Source organism: Sphingomonas bisphenolicum (genome assembly GCF_024349785.1).
Classification (GTDB): Bacteria; Pseudomonadota; Alphaproteobacteria; order Sphingomonadales; family Sphingomonadaceae; genus Sphingobium; species Sphingobium bisphenolicum.
This window is the reverse complement of sequence record NZ_AP018817.1, coordinates 1802818-1826137: the sequence shown is the minus strand read 5'-3', so window position 1 is coordinate 1826137 and position 23320 is coordinate 1802818. Positions and strand designations below refer to the sequence as shown.

The following is a 23320-nucleotide window of genomic DNA, read 5'->3' as shown; positions in this document are numbered from 1 at the left end:
TGTCACGGGAGGGCCTTAGCCCCCTTCGATCAGTGCGCGGCGGACGGCGCGAACTTGGTCAGGTCGATGCCCGTAACAGCGCTCTTATACTCGTCCATGTTCGGCGTGCGGCCCAGGATGGTCGACAGTACCACGACCGGGGTCGAGGCGAGCAGCGATTCCCCCTTCTTGTTGGCGGTGTCTTCCACGACGCGGCCCTGGAACAGGCGGGTCGAAGTGGCGAGGACGGTATCGCCCTTCGCGGCCTTTTCCTGATTGCCCATGCACAGGTTGCAGCCCGGACGCTCCAGATACAGCATATTCTCATATTCGGTGCGCGCGGCGGTCTTGGGCGCCACGTCGTCGAATTCGAATCCGGCATATTTCTTGAGCACGTCCCAATCGCCTTCGGCCTTGAGCTCGTCGACGATATTATAGGTCGGCGGGGCGACGACCAGCGGCGCCTTGAACTCGACCTTGCCCTGCGTCGCTTCGATATTCTTCAACATCTGCGCCAGGATCTTCATGTCGCCTTTATGCACCATGCACGACCCGATGAAGCCCAGGTCGACCTTCTTCGTGCCGCCATAATAGGAGACGGGGCGGATCGTGTCGTGGGTATACCGCTTCGACACATCGGCATTGTTGACGTCCGGGTCGGCGATCATCGGTTCGTCGATCAGATCCAGATCGACCACGACTTCGGCGAAATATTTCGCATTGGCGTCCGGCGTCAACGCGGGCTTCTCGCCCGAGCGGATTTCGGCGATGCGCTTGTCAGCCAAGGCGATCAGGCCCTTCAGGGTGCAGGCCGCATTTTCCATGCCCTTGTCGATCATGATCTGGATGCGCGACTTGGCGATTTCCAGCGACTCGATCAGAGTCGCGTCTTCGGAAATGCAGATCGACGCCTTGGCCTTCATTTCGGCCGTCCAGTCGGTGAAGGTGAAGGCCTGGTCGGCCAGCAGTGTGCCGATATGGACTTCGATGATGCGGCCCTGGAACACATTCTCGCCGCCGAACTGGTGCAGCATCTGCGCCTGCGTCGCGTGGACGACGTCGCGGAAATCCATATAGGGCTGCATCTTGCCCTTGAACGTGACCTTGACCGACTGCGGTATCGGCATGGTCGCTTCGCCGGTGGCCAGCGCGAGCGCCACCGTGCCGGAGTCCGCGCCGAACGCCACGCCCTTCGACATACGGGTATGGCTGTCGCCGCCGATGATGATCGCCCAGTCGTCCACGGTGATGTCGTTCAGCACCTTGTGGATGACGTCGGTCATCGCATGATAGACGCCCTTGGGGTCGCGCGCGGTGATGAGGCCGAAATTGTTCATGAAGCTCATCAGCTTGGGAATGTTGGCCTGCGCCTTCTTGTCCCAGACCGATGCCGTGTGGCAGCCCGACTGATATGCGCCGTCGACCAGCGGCGAGATGACGGTGGCCGCCATCGCTTCCAGTTCCTGCGCGGTCATCAGACCTGTGGTGTCCTGCGAACCGACGATGTTCACGGTGACGCGCACGTCCGAACCGGCGTGCAGCAGCTTGCCCGGTGCGACGCCGACGGCATTGCGGTTGAAGATTTTCTCCACCGCGGTCAGGCCCTGGCCCTCGACCGAGATTTCCTTGTTCGGCGCGAAGACCGCCGGCGCTTCGACGCCCAGCGTCTCGGCGGCAAAGGTCTGGAGCTTCTTGCCGAAGACGATGGCGTAGCTGCTGCCCGCCTTCATGAATTCCATCTTCTGCGGCGTGAACGCGGCGGCGACGTCGGCCAGTTCCTTGCCGGCCTCATCGGTCAGCTTCTTGTTCTTGACGTCGATCTTCAGCACCGTACCGGTCGCGACCGAGAAGGCCTCTTCCAGCACCGGATTGCCATCATTGTTCAGGATCGCCTTGCCGTCCGGGCCGGTCATCTTGACCCAGTTCTTCAGATTGAGGCCAATGCCCCCGGTCACGTCCACCGTGGTCGCGAAGATCGGCGAAATGCCGTTGGTGCCCGCGACGACCGGCGCATAGTTGACGAAGGGCACATAGGGGCTCTGCTGCTTGCCGGCCCACAGCGCCACATTGTTGACGCCCGACATGCGCGACGACCCCACGCCCATCGTGCCCTTTTCGGCGATCAGCATCACGCGCTTGTCGGGATGCTGGGCCTTCAACGCCACGATCTGCTGCTGCGCCTCCGGCGTCATCATGCACAGGCCGTGCAACTCACGGTCGGACCGCGAATGCGCCTGGTTGCCCGGCGACAGAAGATCGGTCGAGATATCCCCTTCGCCCGCGATGAAGGTCACGACCTTGATCTCGTCCTCGACATCGGGGAGTTTGGTGAAGAATTCGGCCTTGGCGTAGCTTTCCAGCACGTCCTTCGCTACGGCGTTGCCCGCCGCATAGGCGTCGCGCAAGCGGAACATGTCGGCGTCATACAGGAAGAATTGGGTCTTGAGCACCTCGCCGGCCTGAACGGCGAGCTTGGCGTCATCCCCCAGCGCGATGTCGAGCAGCACGGCGATCGAGGGGCCACCCTTCATGTGGCTGAGCAGTTCAAAGGCGAACGCCACCGTGATTTCCGGGACGATCGCCTGTCCCTGGACGATCTGCTTGAGGAACGCCGCCTTGACGGCCGCCGCGCTCGTGGTGCCGGGCAGCGTGTTGTAGATGAAGAATTTCAGCGCGTCGGCGCGATATTCGCTGCCTATATCCTGGATCAGGCCGATAATCTCTTTGACGAGCGCGCCGTCGTCGATCGGCTTGGGCGCAAGTCCCTGAGTCTTTCGGCTGTCGATTTCGGCCAGATAATCCAGGTAAATGCTCATCTCGTTCCCAACGTCATAAAGTGCACGGAGTCGACGCGCAGCGCCACTTGCCGACTTTTATGCCCGGTCTGGGAGCTGACGCGGCCCCGGTACGTCAAGAGACGCAAGTTGGCAAGCCGCCGCGGCGCGGCAAAATATTGGCGCCAGCTACGCCAATCGGCCTAAAACTGCGGCCTTTCAAATTACTCCGAGTAAAGCATGGACTTAAGTAGTATGGCTATGCTTTGGCCTTTTCCGTCGCGATCCATCCGTCAATCTGGCTTTCCAGCACGGTCAGCGGCACCGCGCCCTGCGCCAGCACCGCGTCATGGAAGCGGCGCAGGTCGAATTTCGGCCCCAGCGCCGCCTCCGCCTTAGCCCGCAATTCGCGAATCCTGATCTCGCCCAGCTTGTAGCCCAGCGCCTGCCCCGGCCAGCTGATATAGCGATTGACCTCTGCATCGATATTCGCGTCGGACAAGGCGCTGTTGGTCTTCATGAACGCGACCGCCCTGGCCTTGTCCCAACCCTTGGCGTGGATGCCGGTATCCACCACAAGCCGGCACGCACGCCACATCTCGTAGGACAGGCGTCCCATCATCTTCTCGGGCGTGTCGTACAGGCCCATCTCCTCGCCCAGATATTCGGTGTAGAGCGCCCAGCCCTCCACATAGGCTGTGAAACCGGCGAGATATTTGCGGAAAGGCGGCAGCGGTAATTCCTGCTGCAACGCGATCTGGTTGTGATGGCCCGGCACCGCCTCATGCGCGGTCAGGGCAGGCAGTTCCCAGAAAGGCCGCTGGTCCAGCTTCGACGTATTGACCCAATAGGTGCCGGAAATGCCGCTCTCCGGCGCGCCGGGGCCGTAATAAGCGGTGGTCGTGCCTTCCGCCTCCGCCGCAGGGATGGCTTTAAGCCCATAGGGCAGACGTGGCAGCGTGCCGAAATAGCGCGGCAGCAGGCCGTCGATCGTCTTGGCCTGCCGCGCCGCGACGCGCAGCAACTCTTCCGGCGTCTTGGCATAATAGCTGGGATCGGTCCGCAGGTGCCGGATATAGGCGGCGCGGCTGGGATAGCCGGCCTTGACCGCGATCTCGTCCATTCGTTTGCCGATCCGCGCTACTTCTTCCAGCCCGATCTCGTGAATCTGATCCGGCGTCAGATCGGTCGTCGTATGCGCCTTCACACGGGCCGCATACCAGGCCGGCCCACCCGGCAGCGCCGACGCGCTGTCGCTCTTGCGGCAATGGGGCAAATATTCCTGCACGACCAGATCATGCCATTTGCGGTATTCGGGCGTGATGACGTCGCGGATGACCGTCACCGCCCTCGCCTGCATCGCGCTCCAGTCGGCCTCGCTCAGGTCGCGCGGCCTGGCGCGCTTGAACGGCTCGAAAAAGCGCGTCTCCTCCGGCTTGCCCGCGACGATGCCGCTGATCGTGTCCGCATAATTTTGCAGCACCGAACAGGGCTGAACATAGCCGCCCTTGATCGCCTGCCGCGTAATGGCCAAGGCGTCGCCATTCTGCTTGGGATAGAGCGCCAAACGCTTGAGATAGCTGTCATAATCGGCGCGATTGTAGAAAGGCAGGGCGTCCGCCATGCCGGAAAAGCCCTGATGCCAGCCATAATAGGTGGTGAAGAGCATCAGCCGCTCTGCGGGATGCGTGTCGCCTTCGATATCATCGCGCAACATCCATAGCAGTACGTCTCGATTGACTTTATCGGCTGCATCCAGTTGCTCGGCGGGTACACCTTCCAATCGGGCGACGAAGCCGCGTTCCGCCCTGATCTGCCCATCCCGCGCCGCGAGCGAGATATCATAGATGCGATCGTCATAATCGCGCACGCCGCGCGCGGTTGCCTCGACCGGATGGGTGGACAGATACCAGCGCCAATGGTCGTCCATGACCTTTGCAAGGTCGTCATGGGGCGTTTGCGCCTGCGCCAGAGCGGGCGCGGCGAGGGTGAGCATCAGAGATAGAAACTTGCGCATGGACGCAATTATTCGCGCGTCCGAATGGTTTTGGCAAGGGGGCGACGCGGTAATCAGGCCGCAGCCACGCCCTCCGCCTCGACGATGCCGTCCCCGGCATAATAGCCCTGTACGCGCACCCGCTTTTCCACATGATCGATAGGTACGCGCAACAGGACGAGGCGATAGCTGCCGCCCAGATCACGCTGAAGCAGAAAACCGGCGTCGTCGCGCAGCAATCTGCCGGTTTCATTCACGCCAGCGCCAATCTGTGTCATGGTCTTTAGTCTATCGCGTCCTTAATGCCCTTGCCAGCCAATAGTCCGAGCACGAGGAACAGCACGAATACGGCGAGGGCGATGAAGAACAGGATCTTGGCGATGCCGACGAAGGCGCCAGCGGCGCCGCCGAAGCCGAGCAAGGCCAGTACGGCCGCAATGACGAGGGAGATGATGGCCAGCTTGAGCATGGGACGTCCTTTCGTTTCGTATCCGGTCTATGCCAGCATCAACCGACGGCGAGGGCGCTTGTTCCGCCCGGTCGTAACTATGGATAATGCAGGATTAAGGTTCATTCTCAGACAGTTGTATGAACCATCGCGTCCGTTTGACCGTTCTTCCCCCGCCGTATCAAAGGAGAAGGCGATGTCGAACAATCATGCCATCAGCAAGCTGGACGACCTGATCACCACCCTGATCGATAGCGTGAAAGGCTATGAACATAGTGCCGGCAAGGTGAAATCGGACGCGTTCCAGACCCTGTTCCGCGATCTGGCAGCCGAGCGCGCCAAGGCGGTCGACCTGCTACAGGCGCGCAGCCGGGCGCTGGGGGGCAAGCCCAATGGCTTCGGCTCCGTCGCCGGCACCGTGCATCGGCGGATGGAGGACATCTTCGTTGCGCTGGGCGGCGGCGACAAGGCGGTGATCCAGGCGATCGACCGTGGCGAGGATTATCTGCGCGAAGAGTTTGAGCGCGTGCTCAAGGACGAGGCGATCGACGCGGAGACGCAGGATGTCGTGCGCCGCGCTCATGACTCGGTGGTGCATGGCCATCTGGTGGTGAACGGGCTCAAGGACCAGCTCGCCACGGCTTAAGCGTCAGACCCAGCCTTCCAGCACCTGGTTGGGCGGTCGATGGCCATCGACCCAGGTGCGGATGTTGGCAATCACCCGCGCGCCTGTCGCATCGCGGCCCTCGAAGGTCGCGGAGCCCATATGCGGCAGCAGCACGACGTTGGCCAGCGCCAGCAGCCGCGGATCGACCGCCGGCTCATGGGTGTAGACGTCGAAGCCCGCGCCGGCGATCCGCCCTTCGTCCAGCGCCGCGATCAGCGCCTGTTCGTCGGTGATTTCCGCGCGCGAGGTGTTGATGAAATAGGCGTGCGGCGGCATCAGCGCGATCCGCCGCGCGTCGATCACGCCGCGGCTGTCGGCGTTGAGCGGGCAATGGATCGATATTATGTCGCTCGCCCTCAGCAGCCCATCCAGATCGCCATGCCATTCCGCCTCCAGCTCCTGCTCCACTTCGAAGGGCAGGCGATGGCGGTTGTGATAGGCGATCGACAGGCCGAAGGCGCGGGCGCGGCGGGCGACGGCGCGACCGATCCGGCCCATGCCGATGATGCCCAGCTTCTTGCCGCCGATGCGGTGGCCCAGCATTCCCGACGGGCTCCAGCCGCGCCATTCACCCGATCGGACCAGCTTCTCGCCTTCGGCCAGGCGGCGCGGCACCGACAGGATCAGCGCCATCGTCATGTCGGCCGTGTCCTCGGTCAGGACGCCGGGCGTATTGGTGACGATGATCCCCTTCGCCCGCGCGGCCGGCAGGTCGATATGATCGACCCCGCTGCCGAAGCTGGCGATCAGTTGCAGCCGTTCCGGCGCGGCAGCCAGCAGCGCGGCGTCGATCTGGTCGCTGATGCAGGGCACCAGCACGTCGCACTGGGCCATGGCGCGGGCGAGATCGGTGCGGTTCATCGCGACATCGCCGACATTGAAGCTGGCGTCGAACAATTCGGCCATGCGCGCCTCCACATTGGGCGGCAGGCGGCGCGTGACGATGACGCGCGGCTTTGCGGGACGCTGCTTCTTGGCCATGGCAAAGCCGCTATGCCTGCCCGCGTCGCCGGTCAAGCGGATATGGCGACTGGCGACGCAACCGGCGACATCAACGCTTGTCGGGGCGGGCCGGCAGGGCGTATGGGAAGGCGATGGGCGACATGGGGTTCAGGTCTGGAATGAAGCGTCTTTTGCTGGGCGCCGCTTTGGTCGCGGCCTTGACGGTAACGGGCGCGGCGCTGGCCGGGCCGAGCAAGCCGGTCCCCTATTGGGCGTCGCTGTCGCAGGACGAAGCGCGGATGCGCGTCGGGCCGAGCCTGGATTACCCGTCCAACTGGATCTACCGCCGCCGCGACCTGCCGGTGAAGGTGGTGCAGGTGCTGGGCCTGTGGCGCAAAGTGGAAGACCCCGACGGCGCGCAGGGCTGGATGCATGTCCGCCTGCTGAGCGATACGCCGACCGCGATCGTCCGGTCCGAAGTCGCGCCGCTGCGCGAATCGCCGCGCGATGGCGCGCGGGCGCTGTTCCGGGCGGAACGCGGCGTGGTCGGGCGGCTGGGCGATTGTTCGGGCGGCTGGTGCAATTTCGACGCCAAGGGCCAGCGCGGCTATGTGAAGGCCAGCGATGTGTGGGGCGCTACCGGTAGCTAGGGTCCAGCCATGGACATGCGCTTTGCGGTGTGATTTTCCGGGCTTTCGGATGGGAAATGTTCGCTTCGATCTTTGCGATTTCAACGGGTTAGTCGCGGAACTTCTCTAACCTCTCGCATATCGCGCATGAGAGTCGCGCTTGGCGCCGGATCGACGCAGCTGCGCGACTGCGTGGAAAGGGGATGTGCGGACGATGACAAGGAGCCGAGGGGCAAATGTGGCATGGCGGCGCTGTGTAGGACAGGGGATTGGCAGCAAAGGGTGGGAAGGCGACATTCCCCACGGCGTCATGCTGAACTTGTTTCAGCATCCATCGAGCCGAACAAACCATTGCTCTATCCGGAGGAATGGACCCTGAAACAAGTTCAGGGTGACGATGCATAAGAGGTCCGCCCTTGGTCGGCACCCAACAGGCCAGTTTAAGATGGAATTTTGGGATTGATCCTGCCACACCGGCTTCAGAAGTGGGGGCCGACATAATGAAGCTCGTTGCATTTTTTCTGGCTCCAGTGCCGGCGGCGATAGTTGGTGCTGTAGTGTCGTGGGGAAGCGGCGGCTTTCCTCGCCCAGTGTCTCTACCAATCTTCTATTTGCTGCTGCTGTATGGAGCCCAAATCATTTTCGGACTAGCAATCTGTGCCTATTTACTGCGGACAAACCGCCGATCTTTAAAGGGATTTGCAATTGGCGGATTGCTTATGACTAGCATCCCAGCCGCTCTATATCTGGTTTGGGCGACGGCGAGGCATCCTGCGCCTGCGGCGACCGCATTGTTCGTGTTCGCCTTGTGGTCAGCGCTCGGTGCCATGACAGGACTTTGCTACCGGTTTCTAGCCAATCGGCACGGCGGCAGATCCTACTGAACGTCTGCTAGCAGAAATCTCATATTATTCCTGGAGCGGCCACAAATGGTCGTGAGCAGATATCGCTCTCGTCATGCTGGAGCTCAATCGGGCATCCCGCGCCCTTCGATGCGCGAAAAAAGCGCCCCCCCCGATCAAGCCTGTCCTGAACCTGTCGAAGGGTCCGCGGTGAAGCTATAGAGCGGCTCGCGCCGACAACCGCAACATCGGGCCCGAAGGCGAAGGCGGCCGAAGCCCCCTTCGCCTCACCATTCATACGCCTTGGGCAACGCCCCTTCCGTCGGCGTCGCGTAGCGGTCGCGCAGCCTGGTCTGGCGGTTTTCCAGCGGCTGCTGCACGCCGTCGATCCAGACCGCGACCGGGGCCGACGTCATTTCCAGCGGGTCGCCGTCCCAGATCACCACGTCGCCCGCCTTGCCGGGGGTGAGCGATCCGATCCGGTCGCCCAGCCCCATCGCTTCGGCAGGAGCCGAGGTGATGGTGCGCAGCGCCTGGCCCCAGCTCAGGCCAGTGGCGCCCGGCACTTTCAGCAGCGCCACCATATTGCCCGCCTGCTGCGTCGCCGCCCGCAATTGCAGCGCATCGTCGCCGGTCAGCATCCCCATCGAGACGCTGACGCCTGCCTTGACCAGTCGGCCGACATTGCTCTGGGTCGCGGCCAGCTTTTCGAAGCTCGACGGCAGGTCTTCGAGGCCCGCCGTGATGACGGGCACCCTGGCCGCCGCAATCTGCGGCGCGACCATCCAGCCTTCGGTCGCCCCGGCCAGGATCAGCTTCAGTGCCGGGAAATCCTGCCGCAGGGCCAGCACCGCCAATATGTCGCGTGCGCTTTCGGCGTGGACCATTAGCGGCATCGCCCCGCTGACGACCGGCACCAACGCCTGCGCATCGACGCGGTTGAGCAGCGCGTCCTTCGATCGGCCGTCATAGCTGGCGGGCGCCTTCGCATAATCCTGCGCTTGCGTAAGCATCATCTTGAAGGTCAGGATCATCGCCGCGCGGCTGCCGCCCGCCTCCTCGACGCCCGCTTCGCCCATTTCGACATATTGGAAGGCGCGTGGCCGGGTGATCGGGCTCATGTCCGCGCCCAGATCGATCACCGCGCCCTGCCCGGCGAAGATGTTCGTGCCGGTCGCGGGTGCGACGACGGCGCGGGTGACGCCCGCGGTGCGGCTGATCGCGATCGGGTTGGCGAGCGGGTTGATGACCGGCGCGACGTCGATTGCGGCGGAGAAGGGCGAGCGGGCGCTGGTGTCGTTGGTTTCCTTGACCGCCGGCACTTCGGCCAGGCCGACGCGGGAAAAGCCCGACATGATGCCGGGCGTCACCCATTTGCCGCCGGCGTCGATGGTCTTCGCGCCGGCGGGGACGGCGACGCCTGCGCCGGCCGCGACGACCTTGCCCGCGCTGATGACCACGGTGCCGTTCCTGATCGGCTCCGATCCGTCGCCGATGGCCAGGGTCGCGCCGGTGATGACGAGGGATTGGGCCAGGGCTGGGGTTGCGGTGGCGAACAATAGCGCCGCTACAACCGTTCGGGCTGAGCTTGTCGAAGCCCGCTTGTTTCTTTTCAACGCTTGAGTAGGAAAGCCCTTCGACAGGCTCAGGGCGAACGGCGTTCTATTGGTGGGATAGTTCATTTCACGTCTCCCGCGCCGATCTGGCCCAGTTCGAAATCGACCACCGGCCGCAATTTGGGATTGGCGCTGTCGTAGAGGAGCGCGCCGTCGATCCATACTTTTTCCGGCCGGCTATAGGTGCTGAACGGGTTGCCGTTCCACAGCACGACATCGGCCATCTTGCCGACCTTGAGGCTGCCGGTCTGGTCCGCGATGCCCATGGCGCGCGCGGGGTTGATGGCGAGCCAGGTCCAGGCGACCTCATCCGAAATGTTGATGCCCATGCGGCGGCCCGCGCCCAATGCCTTGGCCGCTTCCTGGTTCAGCCGCTGGATGCCGTCCTGGTCGTCGCTATGGACGATGGCGCAGGCGCCCGCGCGGTGGACAAGCGGGATATTCTCCTTGATGCCGTCATAGGCCTCCATCTTGAAGCCATACCAGTCGCCCCACAAAGCCGCGCAGATGCCGTTGTCGCGCAGCAGGTCTGCGATCTTGTACGCCTCGACCGCGTGGTGGAAGGCCGCGACCTTGTAGCCGAACTCCTTGCTCATATCGATGACGTTGGCCATCTCGTCCGCGCGGTAGCAATGATTGTGGACGAGGATCTTGCCTTCCAGCACATCGGCCAGCGTTTCCATGCCCAGGTCGCGGGTCTGGTCCTTCCCGGCGGCGCGTTTCTTTTCATATTCGCGCGCCTTGATCCAGGTCTGGCGATTGACCGCCATATTGCCCATGCGGGTGGAGGGTTCGCGGCCCTTGCTGCCATAGACGCGCTTGGGGTTCTCGCCGCACGCCATTTTCAGGCCGTAGGGCGCGCCGGGGAATTTCATCCCCTGCATGGTGCGGGCAGGCACGTTCTTGAGCGTGACGCTGCGGCCGCCGAACAGGTTGGCGGAACCGGGAAGGATTTGCAGGCTGGTGACGCCGCCATTGGCAAGCGCGCGGGAAAAGCCTGCGTCCTGCGGCCAGATACTATGTTCGGCCCAGACATGGGGCGTGACGGCTGAGGTGGCTTCGTTGCCGTCGCTATTGGCCTCCACGCCGGGCGAGGGATAATCGCCCAGATGACTGTGGATGTCGATCACGCCCGGCGTCACATATTTGCCGGTGCCGTCGAACACGGCGATGTCGGCGGGGATCGGCGTGTCCGGGCCGCCGATCGCCGTCACCTTGCCTTCGGACAGGAAGACCACGCCATTGTCGATGCGGCCGCCCTCCCCGTCGAAGATGGTGGCGCCCCGGATCGCCGTGGGGCGGCCGGGATAGGGTTTGTAGGTGGAGGGATAAGGGTTTTCCGGTTCCGCGGATGACCCCTGCTGCGCGGCTGGTGCATCTTCCTTGTCCCTGCGCGCGACGGCAGGGCCGGCCAGCCCCGCCAGCAGCGCCGCGATCAGCAGCGCGCGTCCCTGTTGCCTCATGCCTTGTCCTCCGTGCCGATCAGGTCGAGATGCATCAACCGCTTGATATAAGGGGAAACGAGCAGCACCAGCCCGCCCACCACGATCGCGAACCAGCCGATCCGGGTATAGACGTCCAGCACCTGCGTCACATTGCCCGCCTCGCCGCTGCCGGTGGCGCGGGCGATCAGGCCGGCGATGAAATTGCCCGCCGCCATGGCGAGAAACCAGGTGCCCATGACGAGGCCCACCATATTCGACACCGACAGCCGCGTCATCGCGGACAGGCCGACCGGCGAGAAGCAGAGTTCGGCCATGGTGTGGAGCAGGTAGATGAGGAAGACGAAGATCACCGGTGTCAGGCTCGCCCCCGCCATCGCCGCGCCCGCGACCAGCACGAGGAAGCCGGCGCCGCACAGCACCAGGCCGATGCCGAACTTGGCAGGCGAAGAAGGCTCCAGACGGCGCTTGTCGAGGAAGGTCCAGAGCACCGCGAAGAGCGGCGCGAGCAGGATGATGAAGACCGAATTGACCGACTGGAACAAAGACGCGGGCACCTCCCAGCCCAGCATGTTCCGATCGACATTGCGGTCGGTGAAGATGTTGAGCGACGATCCGGTCTGTTCGAACAGGCCCCAGAAGAGCGGGTTCAAGGCGATCAGGAAGAGCGCGGCGAACATCCGGTCGCGGTCGACCTTCCCCAGCGTGCCTACCGTGCGCCAAAGGATATAGACGACGGTCAGCGCGGAGAAGCCGAGCAAAGCATAGCCCAGCAGTTCGGCATAGCGGATCACCAGCCAGATCGCGGTCACGCCCAGCGCCGCGGCGAGGTAGATGGTCCATTCCTGGCTGAGGCCGGTCGCGGTGCGCGCCCGCAGTTGCTGCGGTGCGGGCGGCTCGCCCTTTCCGAGCAGCCAGGGTTTCAGCCACACGAACATGACGAGCCCCGCGAGCATCCCGACGCCCGCCGCGCCGAAGCCCCAGCTCCAGCCCCAGAGTTCGCCGAGCAGGCCGCAGACGATCGGGCCGAGCATCCCGCCCATGTTGATGCCCATGTAGAAGATGGAGAAGGCGGGATCGCGGCGATGATCGTCGAGGGCGTAGAGTTCGCCCACCAGCACGGAGATATTGGCTTTCAGGAATCCAGTGCCCACGATGATGGAGGCGAGCGCGAAGTAGAAGCCGTTGAGGAACAGCGGATCCTGGCCCCCCGGCCCTTCGGTGATGGCGATCAGGAAATGGCCGATGGCGATGAACACGCCGCCGACCAGCACCGCCTTGCGCGGCCCCAGATAGCGGTCGGACAGATAGCCGCCGATGACCGGCGTGATGTAAACAAGCGAGGTATAGGCGCCGTAGAGGAGATAGGCCTTGTCCTCGCCGAAGAGGAAATGTTTGGTCAGGTAGAAGATGAGGATGGCGCGCATCCCGTAATAGGAGAAACGCTCCCACATTTCCGCGAAGAAGAGCAGGTACAGCCCGCGCGGATGGCCGAGCCAGGTCTTGCCTGCCTCGACCGCGTTCATGTCCGAAATCGCCATTCGGCACCCTTTGCATATTTGTGTCCGGCCTTGCCGTGCGGCGGCCGCTTATTGGATGCAGCCTAGAGCCGATGGGTTCGTCCTGTCAAAAGACCAGCCTGCCCTTGCGTCGAAGCGAGGGACGCGCCATCTGTCGCCGCGATGTTCAACGACCGCTCCTCCCCGCTCGCCCTGCTCCAGACCCGCCGTTCCGGCAAACCGCGCGACCTGATCGCGCCCGGCCCGGACGAGGCGCAACTGCGCCAGATATTGGAAGTGGCGCTGCGCACCCCCGATCATGGCAAGCTGGCGCCATGGCGCTTCGTGATCGTGCGGCAGGACCAGCGGTCCGGGCTGGCCGATCTGCTGGAAGCCGCCTATCGCGCCGAAAAGCCCGATGCCGGGCGATTGGAGATCGATGCGATGCACCAGTTCGCGCATCAGGCGCCGACCCTGGTGGTGGCCCTGTCCGCGCCGGTGGCGGGCAGCAAGATCCCGGTCTGGGAACAGGAACTGTCCGCGGGCGCGGCGATCATGAACCTGCTGCACGCCACCCATGCGCTGGGCTTTGCCGGCGGCTGGCTGACCGGATGGCCGAGCTTCAATGGCGACGTACGCGACGCCTTTGGCGGGCCAGGCGAAAAGATCGCCGGATTCGTCTTTATCGGCACGCCGGGCAAGCCGCAGGAAGAACGGCCACGGCCGGACTATGACATGATCGTTTCGACCTGGGACAGATAATTCCGCAGGCAAAGCTTGCCGAACAGTCATGTGGATTGACCCGCATGGCTGTATTATGGCACTGATGCACCATGGCCGACGAATCCAAACCCGTCTATCTCCGCCTGCGGGAGATCATCGCCGCTTCCATTCTGGATGGGGAATTTTCCGATGGCGACCTGCTGCCATCGGTGCGCGCCTTCGCCGCTACGCAGGGCGCGAACCCGCTGACCGTGGCCAAGGCCTATCAGAGCTTCCAGGATGACGGGCTGGTGGTGGTGAAACGCGGCGTCGGCATGTTCGTCGCCGACGGCGCGACCCGCCGCCTGCGCGAAGCCGAACGCGAACGCTTCCTCGACAGGGTCTGGCCCCCGGTCGCGGCGCAGATCAAGCGGCTGGGCATTCGGCTGGACGATCTGGATCTGGCGAAGGCGTAGGCCTGTTTAGCGACTGGTCGGGTTGATCAGCTAACTACAGCGCCGCCAGCGCGTCCAGCGCATCCTGTCGGCCCGTAAAGCCGCGTACCGCCGCCGCTCTACCCAGCGCCAGCTTTGCCTCCCCCTTCCGCCCCGCGGCGGCATAGGCCTGCCCGAGATGCATCTGCAACGCAGGGGCTTGCGGCGCCATCGCCACCGCCTTTTCCAGCAGGTCGATCGCCACCGGCCCCTTCTCGCCGGTCTTCATCAGCACCCAGCCGAACATGTCGGCGGTCAGCGGATTGGCCGGCATCAGCCGATAGCCATGCGCGGCATAGGCGCGCGCACTCGCGCGATCGCCGCTTTCCAGCGCCGCGCGGGCCAGGTCCGCCATCAGCACCGCGTCGTTTTCGCCCACCTGCGCCTGCACCGCGTGGAGCATCCGCAGCGCGCCACGCCAGTCCTGCGCCTGCATCGCGATGCTTGCGGCCAGCCGTTGCACCTGTACATCATTGGGATTCTGGGTCAGGAACAATTGTACGACCTGTGCCGCACGTGCCGGATTGCCGACCCGGCCCCACGCCGCCGCCAGCCGAAGCGCAACGTCACGATCGAAGCGAATATTGGCCGCCGCCTCATAGGCGCGCACCGACTCCTGCGACGCGCCATCCGCGGCCAACGCATCGCCCAGGATCAGCCAGGCGTCGGGCGCGCCGGGATTGGCGCGGCTCAACATGCGTGCGCGTGCCACCGCATCGGCGTTACGCCCGGTACTGAGTAAAGCGCGAATATAGGGGACGTTGTCACGCGCGGTTGCAGCGCTGGCGGGCGCCGGACCAGTCGCCAGCGTGCCGTCCGATGCGCCGGCGAAGGGATCCGCCGCTGCCCGTATCGGCCAGGCGGCGCGCGCCAGCATGTCGTCCGCCATCGCCCGGTTGCCCAAAGCTTCCTGCGCGCGGGCGGCGAGCGTCAGCACATAGGGATCGGCATCGCGCTGGGCCACCATCGGCGCGAGGAAGGCGGCGGCGGACGCAAAGTCGCCATTGATATAATGTGCCCGCGCCAGCAGCGAGCGCGCGGTGCGATTGTCCGGCTGCGCCGCCACGAGCGGGCCAAGCGCATCGGCGGCCAGAACCGCATTGCCGTCCTGCAATTGCAGCACGCCGCGAAGCAGCCGGGTCGCCGGTTCGGCGTCCAGCCGCCCCTGGGTGCGGTCGAGCAACTTGCGCGCCAGATCGCCCTGCCCGGCGCGCGCCGCCATCACCGCCTGCATCATCCAGGCGCGCGGGTTGGACGGATCGATCGCAATCAGCCGTCGAGTAAGGGTCAGCATCGCGCTAGCCTGCCCCGCATCCGCCAGCGTCGCGGCATATTGCTCCAGTGTCGGCACCGAATCGGGATTGGCCGCCAGCGCCCGTTCGAACCAGGGCAGCGACGCGGTCAGCCCATATTGGCCGCGCACCAGTTCGCCGCGCAGGGTCAGCGCCTTCGCATCGGTCGGGGCCAGCGCCACCGCCCGGTCGGCCGCGGTGATCGCACCGGCCTGATCCCCGGACAGGAGGCGCAGGCGCCCCAGTTCGACCCAATTGGCCGGATCGTTCGGCGCGACCGTCAGCGCCCGTTCCAGCGCCGTGCGCGCATCCGCGATGTTCCCCTGCGCCAGCGCGGCGCGCGCCACGACCCTCGCGGCCGGGACGGCGAAGTCGGACGGCAGGTCGGGCGCCCGCGCTTCCCGCAGCGCGCCCTCCAGGTCGCCTTGCAACAATAGCGCCTGAGCCATCACCGCGCGGGTCTGCGCCGGCGGCGCCCCCAGTGCGCGGGCGCGTTGCACCGCCGCCTGCGCGCCCACGCCGTCGCCCAGTTCGGCGAGCGCCCGTGCCTGCGCCTCGTGGGCCGCGGCGGAACGCGGATTGCCCTTAATCGCGTTCATCAACTCGATCCGCGCGGTGCGCGCGTCGCCCTTGTCGAGCGCAGCCAGACCGCGCGTCAGGGCCGAACTGCCGTCGCGCTCATGGGCGCGCCATTGCCACAGGCCCGCCCCGGCGAGCAGCAGCAGGACCAAAAGAGCGAGGATGATGAGACGGGACCGGCGCATCGATTATCCCTGCATCTGATATTGTTTGAGCAGGTCGTAGAGCGTCGGGCGGCTGATCCCCAGCATCTTGGCCGCGCCGGAAATATTGCCGTCGGTGCGGGCGATGGCGCGGCGGATGGCGCGGCGATCGGCCATTTCGCGCGCGGCCTTCAGGTTGACGACGTCGCCGCCCTCGGCGCGCTCGTCGTCCAGGTCGAGGTCCGCGGCGGTGATCAGCTTGCCATCGGCCATGATGACCGCGCGCTTCATGCGGTTTTCCAGTTCGCGGACATTGCCGGGCCAGCCCCAGGCGTCGAGCGCGGCCAGCGCGTCAGGGGCCAGCCCCTTGACCTGCGGGTTCATGTCCCGCGCGAAGCGGGTGAGGAAATGGCGCGCCAGCAACGCCGGATCGCCCGCCCGGTCCTTGAGCGCGGGGATGCGCACGACGATCTCGGCCAGGCGATAATAAAGATCTTCGCGGAAGCTGCCAGCCGCGATCATCTGCTCCAGATTCTGGTGTGTCGCGCACACGATGCGCGTATCGACCGCAATCGGCTGGCGCCCGCCGATCCGCTCGATCACCCGCTCCTGCAAAAAGCGCAGCAGCTTGACCTGCAAGGGCAGCGGAATGTCGCCTACCTCGTCCAGGAAGAGCGTGCCGCCCTGCGCCTGCTCGATCTTGCCGGGCGTGGTCTTGATCGCACCGGTGAAGGCGCCCTTTTCATGGCCGAACAATTCGGATTCGAGCAGCGTCTCCGGAATTGCCGCGCAATTGATCGCGACGAACGCGCCGCCGCGCCGCGGGCTGGCGTCGTGCAGCCCCTGCGCCAGCAACTCCTTGCCGGTTCCGCTTGCGCCCAGCAGCAGGACGGACACCTGCGCCGCGGCGACGCGCTCGATCGTGCGGGCGACCTTCATCATTTCCGGCGCGCCTGAAATGAGGCGGCCCAGCACCCGGCCGTCCTCCGGCGCGGTCTCGGCCAGGCGCGCATTTTCCCGCTCCAGGGCATGGACGTGGAAAGCGCGGCGGACGATCAGGCCCAGTTCGTCGATGTCGACCGGCTTCTGGTAGAAATCATAGGCACCGCCGGCAATCGCATCCAGCGCGCTTTCGCGCGCTCCATGGCCGGACGCGACGATGATCTTCGTGTCCGGCTTGATCTTCAGCATCTCGGCCAGCGTCGCAAAACCTTCGCTGGTGCCGTCAGGGTCCGGCGGCAGGCCCAGGTCAAGCGTCACGACATCGGGGGTTTCGGCCCGCAACATCTCGATCGCTTCCTGCCGGTCGCCGGCGATGAAGAGCTGATAATCCTCATAGGCCCAGCGCAATTGCCGCTGCAGGCCCGGATCATCCTCGACGATCAGCAATTTGGGACGGGTGTCGCTCATCAGGCGGCCTTCTCTTGTCTGTCTGTCCGGGGCGCCAGCGGCAGGCGCAGCGTGAAGCGGCTGCCCGCGCCAGGCTTGCTCTCCACCTCGATCCGCCCGCCCATGGCCTGCGCCAGGCTGCGGGCTTCGAACGCGCCGAGGCCGAAACCCGCCGCCTTGCTGGAAGAAAAGGGCTTGAACAGGTCGCGGCGGATATATTCGGCGCTCATGCCCTTGCCCCGGTCGATAACCTCGACCACCGCTTCGCCGCCGTCGGCGGTCAGGCACAGGTCGACCGGGCTGTCGGGCGCACTGGCATCGATCGCATTTTGCAGCAGATGGGTGACGATCTGCTCCACCCGCGTCGGGTCGGCCAGCGCCAGCGGTGCGCCACCGCTGACATGGATAGGATGCTGGCGCTCGCGGGCGCGGGCGATCTGTTGCAACAGGTCGATCATATCCATGGGACGCGGCTCTTCCGCCCGGCCCTTGTTATGCTGCGACAGGCGGGCGAGCATGTCGTTCATCTTGCCCACCGATTCCTTGAGCGTCAGCACCATGTCGGCGCGGAAATCAGGATTGTCGGCATGGCGCTCCGCATTGCGCGACAGGAGCGACAACTGGCTCACCAGATTCTTGACGTCGTGGATGATGAAGGCGAAGCGGCGGTTGAATTCCTCGAACCGCTGCGCGTCGTCCAGCGCCTGCTGGCCCTGCGCTTCGCTGATATGGGTCGCGGCCTGCCGCCCGGCGGCGCGCAGCATGTCGAAATCCTCCCAGTCGAGCCGACGGTCGATCGGCGGGCGCGCCAGCAGCAGCGCACCGATCAATCGGCCATAATGGATCAGCGGCACCAGCGCCCAGGCGCGGCGATCCTGCGTCATCCATATGGGCAGGTCCAGCGTGCTGTCGCCGGTCTTCAGCCGCGCCAGATCGACGATCCAGCCGCTCTTTTCGATATGCAGCACCGTGGCCGGCGCGACCGCATCGACATGCGCCAGATCGCCGGTCCAGTTCCAATGCGTCTCGAACGACAGGGCGTCGCGCTCGTCGCGCAGAAGCAGCATGGCCGCGGGGGAATCGGTGATGTCGGCCACCGCTTTGGCCACGCGCTCGCCCAGCGGCGCAGCGTCCTCGCCCGGCCGGCCGATCGTGTCGCCAAAGCGCATCCATTCGGTGCGATAATCATAGCGATGCTGGAAGAAATGCTTGGCGACCTGCACCTTCCACAGCGCCCGCACCTGGGGCGATGGCAGCAGCACCAGCGCGGTGACGGCGGTGAAGAAGACCGCACCGATCTCCACCACCCGCGCATAGGGGCCGGCGATCAGTTCAATCAGCACCGCCGCGGCGGTCAGCACCGCGACATAGAGGCCGATCGCCACGATCGAGAGCGACTGGAAGGTGATGGCGCGCGACAGTTGCAACCGCCCCGCCATCCCCTTGCGCATCCCCACCGCGATCACCGGCGCCGCCAGCGCCATGAGCAGGCCGCGCAGCGCATAGAGTTCGTTCACCCGGTGCGGCGCGACATAGCAGATGGCGTAGAGGTTGAGATCATAGGTCCACATCGCCGCCAGCGCACCCAGCAGCAACGCGATTCCGCCCCGCTCGCGCGACGGCCAAGCGGTGTAGAGGTGATGGACCAGCAACAGGCTGCCGATTGCCGTCATCATCCGCAGGATCAGCGAACAGGTGACGAGCGCGCGATGCAGGTCGCTGGCCGGCGACAGCTGACGCCAGGTCAGGTCAGTGAAGGTCTGGAGCAGGATCAGTCCGGCCACCGCGGCGTAGAGGGCGCTGATGGCAACGGTCGGCCCTGTGCGCCCCACCGGGCCGCGCCGCAGCATGACGAACATCGCCAGCAGCCAAGCGGCGTTGCGGATGCTTTCGCCGATCCCCGACAGCGGCTTCGACACGCCGCCGAACGAGACATAGAGCGCCCAGCAGGACGTCAGCAGCAGCGCGGCGGCGAGCAGGCGCGGTTCCGGCGCCTCGTCCCGGCGGCGCAGCAGGAAGATGCCCAGCGCGGCGAACAGCACCGCCGCGAGCGCATGGCCCCAGTCGCCGACAAATTGGAGGAGCGCGCCCATGCCCGCTATCGCCTCAGCGCGCGCCGTCGGGCCAGAGCACGACCCGCAAGGTCTGGATCAGGATCAGCAGGTCCAGGAAGGGCGTGTAGTTCTTGGCGTAATAGAGATCATATTCCAGCTTGTGCCGGCTGTCCTCGATCGATGCGCCATAGGGATAGTTGATCTGCGCCCAGCCGGTGATGCCGGGCTTCACCATATGCCGTTCGGCATAATAGCGCAGATGCTGCTCCAGATCCTCGACGAACTGGCGCCGTTCGGGACGCGGGCCGACGAAGCTCATCTCGCCCTTCAGCACCGTCCAGGTCTGCGGCAGTTCGTCGATCCGCAGCTTGCGCAGCCAATAGCCGAGCCGCGTGATGCGCGGATCGTCCTTTTCCGCCCAAACCGCCTGGCCGTTGACCTCCGCATCCAGCCGCATGGTGCGCAGTTTCACGATCCAGAACTCCTGACCGAACAGGCCCACGCGCTGCTGGCGGTAGAAAGCCGGTCCCTTGCTGTCCATCTTCACCAGGATCGCGGCGAGCAGGATGATCGGGCCGGTCAGCGTCAGCAGGATCAGGCTGGCGATGACGTCGAACAGTCGTTTGGCGATGCTGGACAGGCGGCGGCCGGCGGAGAAGCCGTCGGAAAAAATCAGCCAGCTCGGGTTGACGCTGGCCAGGTCGACGCGGCCCGTCTCGCGCTCCAGGAAACTCGACAGATCGTTGACATGGACGCCGGTTGTCTTGATGCGCAACAGGTCGGACATGGGGATGGCGTTGCGCCGTTCCTCCAGCGCCAGCACCACTTCGCTGGCGTTCAGCCGCACGACGAAATCGGAAAGGTTGAACACGGCGTCGCGGTTGATCGCTTCGGGGATCACCTGCGGCCCGTCGTTCATGGCGATGAAGCCCACGACCAGAAAGCCGGCGCCGCGCTTCTGCTCCAGTTCCTTGATCCGGTTGGCGCGATTGCCCGCGCCCAGCACGACCAGCCGCCGCTTGAACGCCTCGCCGCCCAGCATGGAGCCGAGCAGCAGCCGCACCATCACCAGCAGGCCCATGGCCAGCCCCATGGCGTAGAGCGAATTGGACCGCCACAACGTCATGCCGGGCATCAGAAAGTAGAGGACCGACAGGAAGATGACGCCCAGCGATACCGCCACCAGCAGGCGCGCAAAGGCGAAACGGATGGATTGCAGCGCTTCGACGCCATAAACGCCCACGGCGATCATGCCGGTCTGGATCGCGAACGCGAAGCTGAGCAACGGCCCGATCCGCGTCATGACATGATCGACATCCATGCCGATCTGGCGTGCCCGCAATATCCAGCCCCCTTCGGCCGCGCACAATAGCATCGCGAAATCGAGCAGGCCCAGCAACAGCACCGCATGCGGCACATAATGTTTGAACAGCCTGATCATCGTCGCGCATATCCTGCTGGACGCCGTGATGGCGCACCTTTTCGGGATCGAATTTTCTTACAATGGCTGTAAGATAATCCGACAGTGCGCGCACCCTGCCCGAAAATGGCAAATAAATGCTGAATCGCGCGCGGACCTCGCCTATCAGCGCGCGTGGCGCAGAGGCAAGCTCTTGTCAGGCATAGCGATTATACGCGACGCATCGATCCACAGCTCATTTCGCGCTGGCGGTCCGGCCACGTGGCGACGCTCAATTACCGTTTCGCAAAGTGTCGGCTGCATTCTTGGCGGCGTCGCCAACGACCCGCGCAGCGTCGTCCACCGAACCGGCGGCCTCCGTCACCTTATCGGCCTGTCGGTCTCCACGCCGCTCGTTCGTCATGTAGAAAAAGCCGATTGCGAGGATCAGCGCCAGCGCGACCAGCGCAAACACGACGCCGCTGCCGCGCGACCGTTCGACCACCGAGACATGATGCGGCCGGTCCTCGTCCCGCCCAGGGGGCATATCGCCCATGATGCGTCTCCTTATATCCCAACAACGGACATAGTGACGCAAACGTTCCTGTTATTTATGCTCGTCATGGGTGGGACGGCCCCGGCTGAGGCGATCGACATCTTCCATGATCTCGTCCAGCACCGCGGTTTCGGTCGTTTCCTGGGTACGGCGCGACGGCAGGTCGCCGCTTTCCAATATCTGTTCCAGCGCCGCGCGGCCGCGCGCCACCCGACTCTTGATCGTGCCGACCGCCACGCCGCAAATTTCGGCGGCCTCCTCATAGGCGAAGCCGCCCGCCCCCACCAGGATCAGCGCCTCGCGCTGGGGCTGGGGCAGTTGCAGCAGGGCACGCTGCATGTCGGACAGTTCGACATGCTTGTCCTGCCCGGCCGGTGCCGCCAGAATGCGATCCGCGGTCAGGTCGTCCCAGTCGCCACGGAAGCGCGAGCGGCGCATCTGCGAGAGATAATGGTTGCGCAGGATGATAAATGTCCAGGCGCGCATGTTGGTGCCGGCCTGGAAGCGATTGCGCGCCGCCCAAGCCTTCAGCAGGGTTTCCTGCACCAAGTCATCGGCAAGATCGCGATTGCCCGAAAGCGACCGGCCAAAGGCGCGAAGATGCGGAATGACGGCAGCAAGTTCGCGCTTGAAATCCGTGTCGGACAGCGCAGCGCGCTCCTCGATCCCGCCGATTTCGCCAACGTCCTCATCCATGGGAACAACCCCCGTGCCAGAATCTGCACTCGCCGCATGAACCGACGTCGTCAAAGCCATATGAACATCCGTACCCAAAACCGATCACTGCAACGACCAACTTCCCGCATCTCGCCCTAGCGCCAGATCACCAGCAACATGGCGATGACGGCCAGAGCCAGCGATATGCCGAGCACGTACCGCACCACATGGGGCGTGGCCCCTGCGCGCGCATCATCGGTGGCGATGTGCTGTTCCTGCTCGACCATGACGAATCTCCCGATCGTTACGCATCATTAACGCAGCGCTCCGATCGGGGTTCCGTGACTTTCTGGCTCTTATGCCGACGACGCTCAGGCCGGGGCGGTGGCTTCGTCGAAGAACAGGGCCTGCGATATCGCCGCCTTGACCGTCGAACGCTGGAACGGCTTGGTGATGAGGAAGGTGGGTTCGGGCCGCTCGCCGGTCAACAGCCGTTCCGGGAAAGCGGTGATGAAGATCACCGGCACCGAAAATTCGGCCAGAATGTCCTTCACCGCGTCGATGCCGCTGCTGTCGTCGGCCAGTTGGATGTCGGCCAGCACCAGGCCGGGCCGGTCGGCCAACGCTTCGCGCACCGCATCTTCGGCCGTGACGGCGATGGCGGTGACGTCATGGCCCAGGTCGCGCACGATGGTCTCGATATCCATCGCGATGATCGGCTCATCCTCGATGATCAGCACCTTGGCGCGGGTTTGCGCCTCGATCTCGCCCAGCGCTTCTTCGACCAGCGCCTCCACGTCGCTGCTGTCCATGTCGATCAGATAGGATACGTCATCGACCGTAAAGCCTTCCAGCGCGGTCAGCAGCAGCGCCTGGCGCGGCAATGGCGTCAGCCGCGCAAGGCGCGCCTGCGCAACCGCTTCGCGACCGCCACCGGCCGAAACCGGCAGGTCTTCGAGATGCGCCGACGACCAGATCGCCTGAAACGTCTTGTAGAGGCCAAGCCGCGGGTCCACGTCGCTGGGAAATTCTTCCGGCGCGGCGACGATCGCTTCCAACGCTGCGCGGACATAGGCGTCGCCATGATTCTGGCTGCCGGTCAGCGCCCGCGCATAGCGCCGCAGGAACGGAAGGTGGGGGTGCAGTTGCTGTCCAAGCGACATCGTCAAGTCTTCTCCCTGCCCGTCAGGGCCACATTGTCCCGAAGCATGGGACCGTCTG

General features: G+C 64.7%; 20 protein-coding genes. 4 read left to right on the top strand and 16 right to left on the bottom strand.

Going from position 1 to position 23320, the window contains the following annotated elements:
• Positions 1–29: 29 nt before the first annotated feature.
• The 4 genes from SBA_RS09100 to SBA_RS09085 all read right to left on the bottom strand — a co-directional run bounded on the left by SBA_RS09100 (position 30) and on the right by SBA_RS09085 (position 5218).
• The gene (locus SBA_RS09100) at positions 30–2795 is read right to left on the bottom strand and encodes a bifunctional aconitate hydratase 2/2-methylisocitrate dehydratase (protein WP_224551273.1); all 2766 of its coding nucleotides are present in this window, start codon (positions 2793–2795) and stop codon (positions 30–32) included.
• A 217-nt stretch (positions 2796–3012) separates the two neighbouring features.
• A complete protein-coding gene (locus tag SBA_RS09095) occupies positions 3013–4770 on the bottom strand; it encodes a DUF885 domain-containing protein (RefSeq protein WP_261936622.1) in 1758 nt (585 codons plus the stop codon).
• Positions 4771–4823: 53 nt separating this feature from the next.
• Positions 4824–5027: a DUF5818 domain-containing protein gene (locus SBA_RS09090; RefSeq protein ID WP_224551271.1), complete on the bottom strand. Its 204-nt coding sequence runs from the start codon at positions 5025–5027 to the stop codon at positions 4824–4826.
• Positions 5028–5032: 5 nt separating this feature from the next.
• A complete protein-coding gene (locus SBA_RS09085) occupies positions 5033–5218 on the bottom strand; it encodes a DUF1328 domain-containing protein (protein ID WP_261936621.1) in 186 nt (61 codons plus the stop codon).
• 175 nt (positions 5219–5393) lie between these two features.
• Here SBA_RS09085 and SBA_RS09080 point away from each other — a divergent pair, with 175 nt between their 5' ends.
• Positions 5394–5843, top strand: a complete 450-nt coding sequence (locus SBA_RS09080; protein WP_261936620.1) for a ferritin-like domain-containing protein — start codon at positions 5394–5396, stop codon at positions 5841–5843.
• A 3-nt stretch (positions 5844–5846) separates the two neighbouring features.
• Here the strand turns inward: SBA_RS09080 and SBA_RS09075 are convergent, their stop codons facing one another.
• Positions 5847–6845 (bottom strand): 2-hydroxyacid dehydrogenase, encoded by a 999-nt coding sequence (locus SBA_RS09075; RefSeq protein WP_261936619.1) that lies wholly within the window; start codon positions 6843–6845, stop codon positions 5847–5849.
• 140 nt (positions 6846–6985) lie between these two features.
• On the opposite strand from SBA_RS09075, the gene SBA_RS09070 reads away from it, so the two are divergent.
• Positions 6986–7456, top strand: coding sequence for an SH3 domain-containing protein (locus SBA_RS09070; protein ID WP_390902421.1), 471 nt, complete (start codon positions 6986–6988; stop codon positions 7454–7456).
• A gap of 1108 nt (positions 7457–8564) precedes the next feature.
• Here SBA_RS09070 and SBA_RS09065 read toward each other — a convergent pair.
• The 3 genes from SBA_RS09065 to SBA_RS09055 all read right to left on the bottom strand — a co-directional run bounded on the left by SBA_RS09065 (position 8565) and on the right by SBA_RS09055 (position 12876).
• Positions 8565–9836, bottom strand: coding sequence for an amidohydrolase family protein (locus tag SBA_RS09065; RefSeq protein ID WP_261936617.1), 1272 nt, complete (start codon positions 9834–9836; stop codon positions 8565–8567).
• Between the two features lie 119 nt (positions 9837–9955).
• Positions 9956–11356, bottom strand: a complete 1401-nt coding sequence (locus SBA_RS09060; RefSeq protein ID WP_261936616.1) for an amidohydrolase — start codon at positions 11354–11356, stop codon at positions 9956–9958.
• Positions 11353–12876, bottom strand: coding sequence for a peptide MFS transporter (locus tag SBA_RS09055; protein ID WP_261936615.1), 1524 nt, complete (start codon positions 12874–12876; stop codon positions 11353–11355). The genes SBA_RS09060 and SBA_RS09055 overlap by 4 nt, the downstream gene beginning before the upstream one ends.
• Positions 12877–13017: 141 nt before the next feature.
• On the opposite strand from SBA_RS09055, the gene SBA_RS09050 reads away from it, so the two are divergent.
• Positions 13018–13596 (top strand): nitroreductase family protein, encoded by a 579-nt coding sequence (locus SBA_RS09050; protein ID WP_261936614.1) that lies wholly within the window; start codon positions 13018–13020, stop codon positions 13594–13596.
• 71 nt (positions 13597–13667) lie between these two features.
• Positions 13668–14012, top strand: coding sequence for a GntR family transcriptional regulator (locus tag SBA_RS09045; RefSeq protein WP_261936613.1), 345 nt, complete (start codon positions 13668–13670; stop codon positions 14010–14012).
• A gap of 34 nt (positions 14013–14046) precedes the next feature.
• On the opposite strand, the gene SBA_RS09040 is transcribed toward SBA_RS09045, so the two are convergent.
• The 8 genes from SBA_RS09040 to SBA_RS09005 form a co-directional block, all read right to left on the bottom strand.
• Positions 14047–16086 (bottom strand): tetratricopeptide repeat protein, encoded by a 2040-nt coding sequence (locus tag SBA_RS09040; protein ID WP_261936612.1) that lies wholly within the window; start codon positions 16084–16086, stop codon positions 14047–14049.
• 3 nt (positions 16087–16089) lie between these two features.
• Entirely contained in the window at positions 16090–17454 is a 1365-nt protein-coding gene (gene prsR, locus SBA_RS09035) for a PEP-CTERM-box response regulator transcription factor (protein WP_261936611.1), read from the bottom strand.
• Positions 17454–19526 (bottom strand): XrtA/PEP-CTERM system histidine kinase PrsK, encoded by a 2073-nt coding sequence (prsK, locus tag SBA_RS09030; protein ID WP_261936610.1) that lies wholly within the window; start codon positions 19524–19526, stop codon positions 17454–17456. Before prsK ends, prsR begins: the two co-directional genes overlap by 1 nt.
• A 13-nt stretch (positions 19527–19539) precedes the next feature.
• Positions 19540–20928, bottom strand: coding sequence for a TIGR03013 family XrtA/PEP-CTERM system glycosyltransferase (locus SBA_RS09025; RefSeq protein WP_261936609.1), 1389 nt, complete (start codon positions 20926–20928; stop codon positions 19540–19542).
• Between the two features lie 250 nt (positions 20929–21178).
• The gene (locus tag SBA_RS09020; protein ID WP_224547451.1) at positions 21179–21442 is read right to left on the bottom strand and encodes a hypothetical protein; all 264 of its coding nucleotides are present in this window, start codon (positions 21440–21442) and stop codon (positions 21179–21181) included.
• Positions 21443–21493: 51 nt separating this feature from the next.
• On the bottom strand, positions 21494–22138 hold the full coding sequence (locus SBA_RS09015) for a sigma-70 family RNA polymerase sigma factor (protein WP_261936608.1): 645 nt from the start codon (positions 22136–22138) through the stop codon (positions 21494–21496).
• Positions 22139–22254: 116 nt separating this feature from the next.
• On the bottom strand, positions 22255–22386 hold the full coding sequence (locus tag SBA_RS09010; protein ID WP_261936607.1) for a hypothetical protein: 132 nt from the start codon (positions 22384–22386) through the stop codon (positions 22255–22257).
• A gap of 84 nt (positions 22387–22470) precedes the next feature.
• The gene (locus SBA_RS09005) at positions 22471–23262 is read right to left on the bottom strand and encodes a response regulator (RefSeq protein WP_224547764.1); all 792 of its coding nucleotides are present in this window, start codon (positions 23260–23262) and stop codon (positions 22471–22473) included.
• Positions 23263–23320: the final 58 nt, after the last annotated feature.

Excerpts from the sequence above, each read along its gene's own strand:
- SBA_RS09100 (WP_224551273.1), bottom strand. The coding sequence starts at position 2,795 with ATGAGCATTTACCTGGATTATCTGGCCGAAATCGACAGCCGAAAGACT.
- SBA_RS09095 (WP_261936622.1), bottom strand. The coding sequence starts at position 4,770 with ATGCGCAAGTTTCTATCTCTGATGCTCACCCTCGCCGCGCCCGCTCTG.
- SBA_RS09090 (WP_224551271.1), bottom strand. The coding sequence starts at position 5,027 with ATGACACAGATTGGCGCTGGCGTGAATGAAACCGGCAGATTGCTGCGC.
- SBA_RS09085 (WP_261936621.1), bottom strand. The coding sequence starts at position 5,218 with ATGCTCAAGCTGGCCATCATCTCCCTCGTCATTGCGGCCGTACTGGCC.
- SBA_RS09080 (WP_261936620.1), top strand. The coding sequence starts at position 5,394 with ATGTCGAACAATCATGCCATCAGCAAGCTGGACGACCTGATCACCACC.
- SBA_RS09075 (WP_261936619.1), bottom strand. The coding sequence starts at position 6,845 with ATGGCCAAGAAGCAGCGTCCCGCAAAGCCGCGCGTCATCGTCACGCGC.
- SBA_RS09070 (WP_390902421.1), top strand. The coding sequence starts at position 6,986 with ATGAAGCGTCTTTTGCTGGGCGCCGCTTTGGTCGCGGCCTTGACGGTA.
- SBA_RS09060 (WP_261936616.1), bottom strand. The coding sequence starts at position 11,356 with ATGAGGCAACAGGGACGCGCGCTGCTGATCGCGGCGCTGCTGGCGGGG.
- SBA_RS09055 (WP_261936615.1), bottom strand. The coding sequence starts at position 12,876 with ATGGCGATTTCGGACATGAACGCGGTCGAGGCAGGCAAGACCTGGCTC.
- SBA_RS09050 (WP_261936614.1), top strand. The coding sequence starts at position 13,018 with ATGTTCAACGACCGCTCCTCCCCGCTCGCCCTGCTCCAGACCCGCCGT.
- SBA_RS09045 (WP_261936613.1), top strand. The coding sequence starts at position 13,668 with ATGGCCGACGAATCCAAACCCGTCTATCTCCGCCTGCGGGAGATCATC.
- SBA_RS09040 (WP_261936612.1), bottom strand. The coding sequence starts at position 16,086 with ATGCGCCGGTCCCGTCTCATCATCCTCGCTCTTTTGGTCCTGCTGCTG.
- prsR (WP_261936611.1), bottom strand. The coding sequence starts at position 17,454 with ATGAGCGACACCCGTCCCAAATTGCTGATCGTCGAGGATGATCCGGGC.
- prsK (WP_261936610.1), bottom strand. The coding sequence starts at position 19,526 with ATGGGCGCGCTCCTCCAATTTGTCGGCGACTGGGGCCATGCGCTCGCG.
- SBA_RS09025 (WP_261936609.1), bottom strand. The coding sequence starts at position 20,928 with ATGATCAGGCTGTTCAAACATTATGTGCCGCATGCGGTGCTGTTGCTG.
- SBA_RS09020 (WP_224547451.1), bottom strand. The coding sequence starts at position 21,442 with ATGGGCGATATGCCCCCTGGGCGGGACGAGGACCGGCCGCATCATGTC.
- SBA_RS09015 (WP_261936608.1), bottom strand. The coding sequence starts at position 22,138 with ATGGATGAGGACGTTGGCGAAATCGGCGGGATCGAGGAGCGCGCTGCG.
- SBA_RS09010 (WP_261936607.1), bottom strand. The coding sequence starts at position 22,386 with ATGGTCGAGCAGGAACAGCACATCGCCACCGATGATGCGCGCGCAGGG.
- SBA_RS09005 (WP_224547764.1), bottom strand. The coding sequence starts at position 23,262 with ATGTCGCTTGGACAGCAACTGCACCCCCACCTTCCGTTCCTGCGGCGC.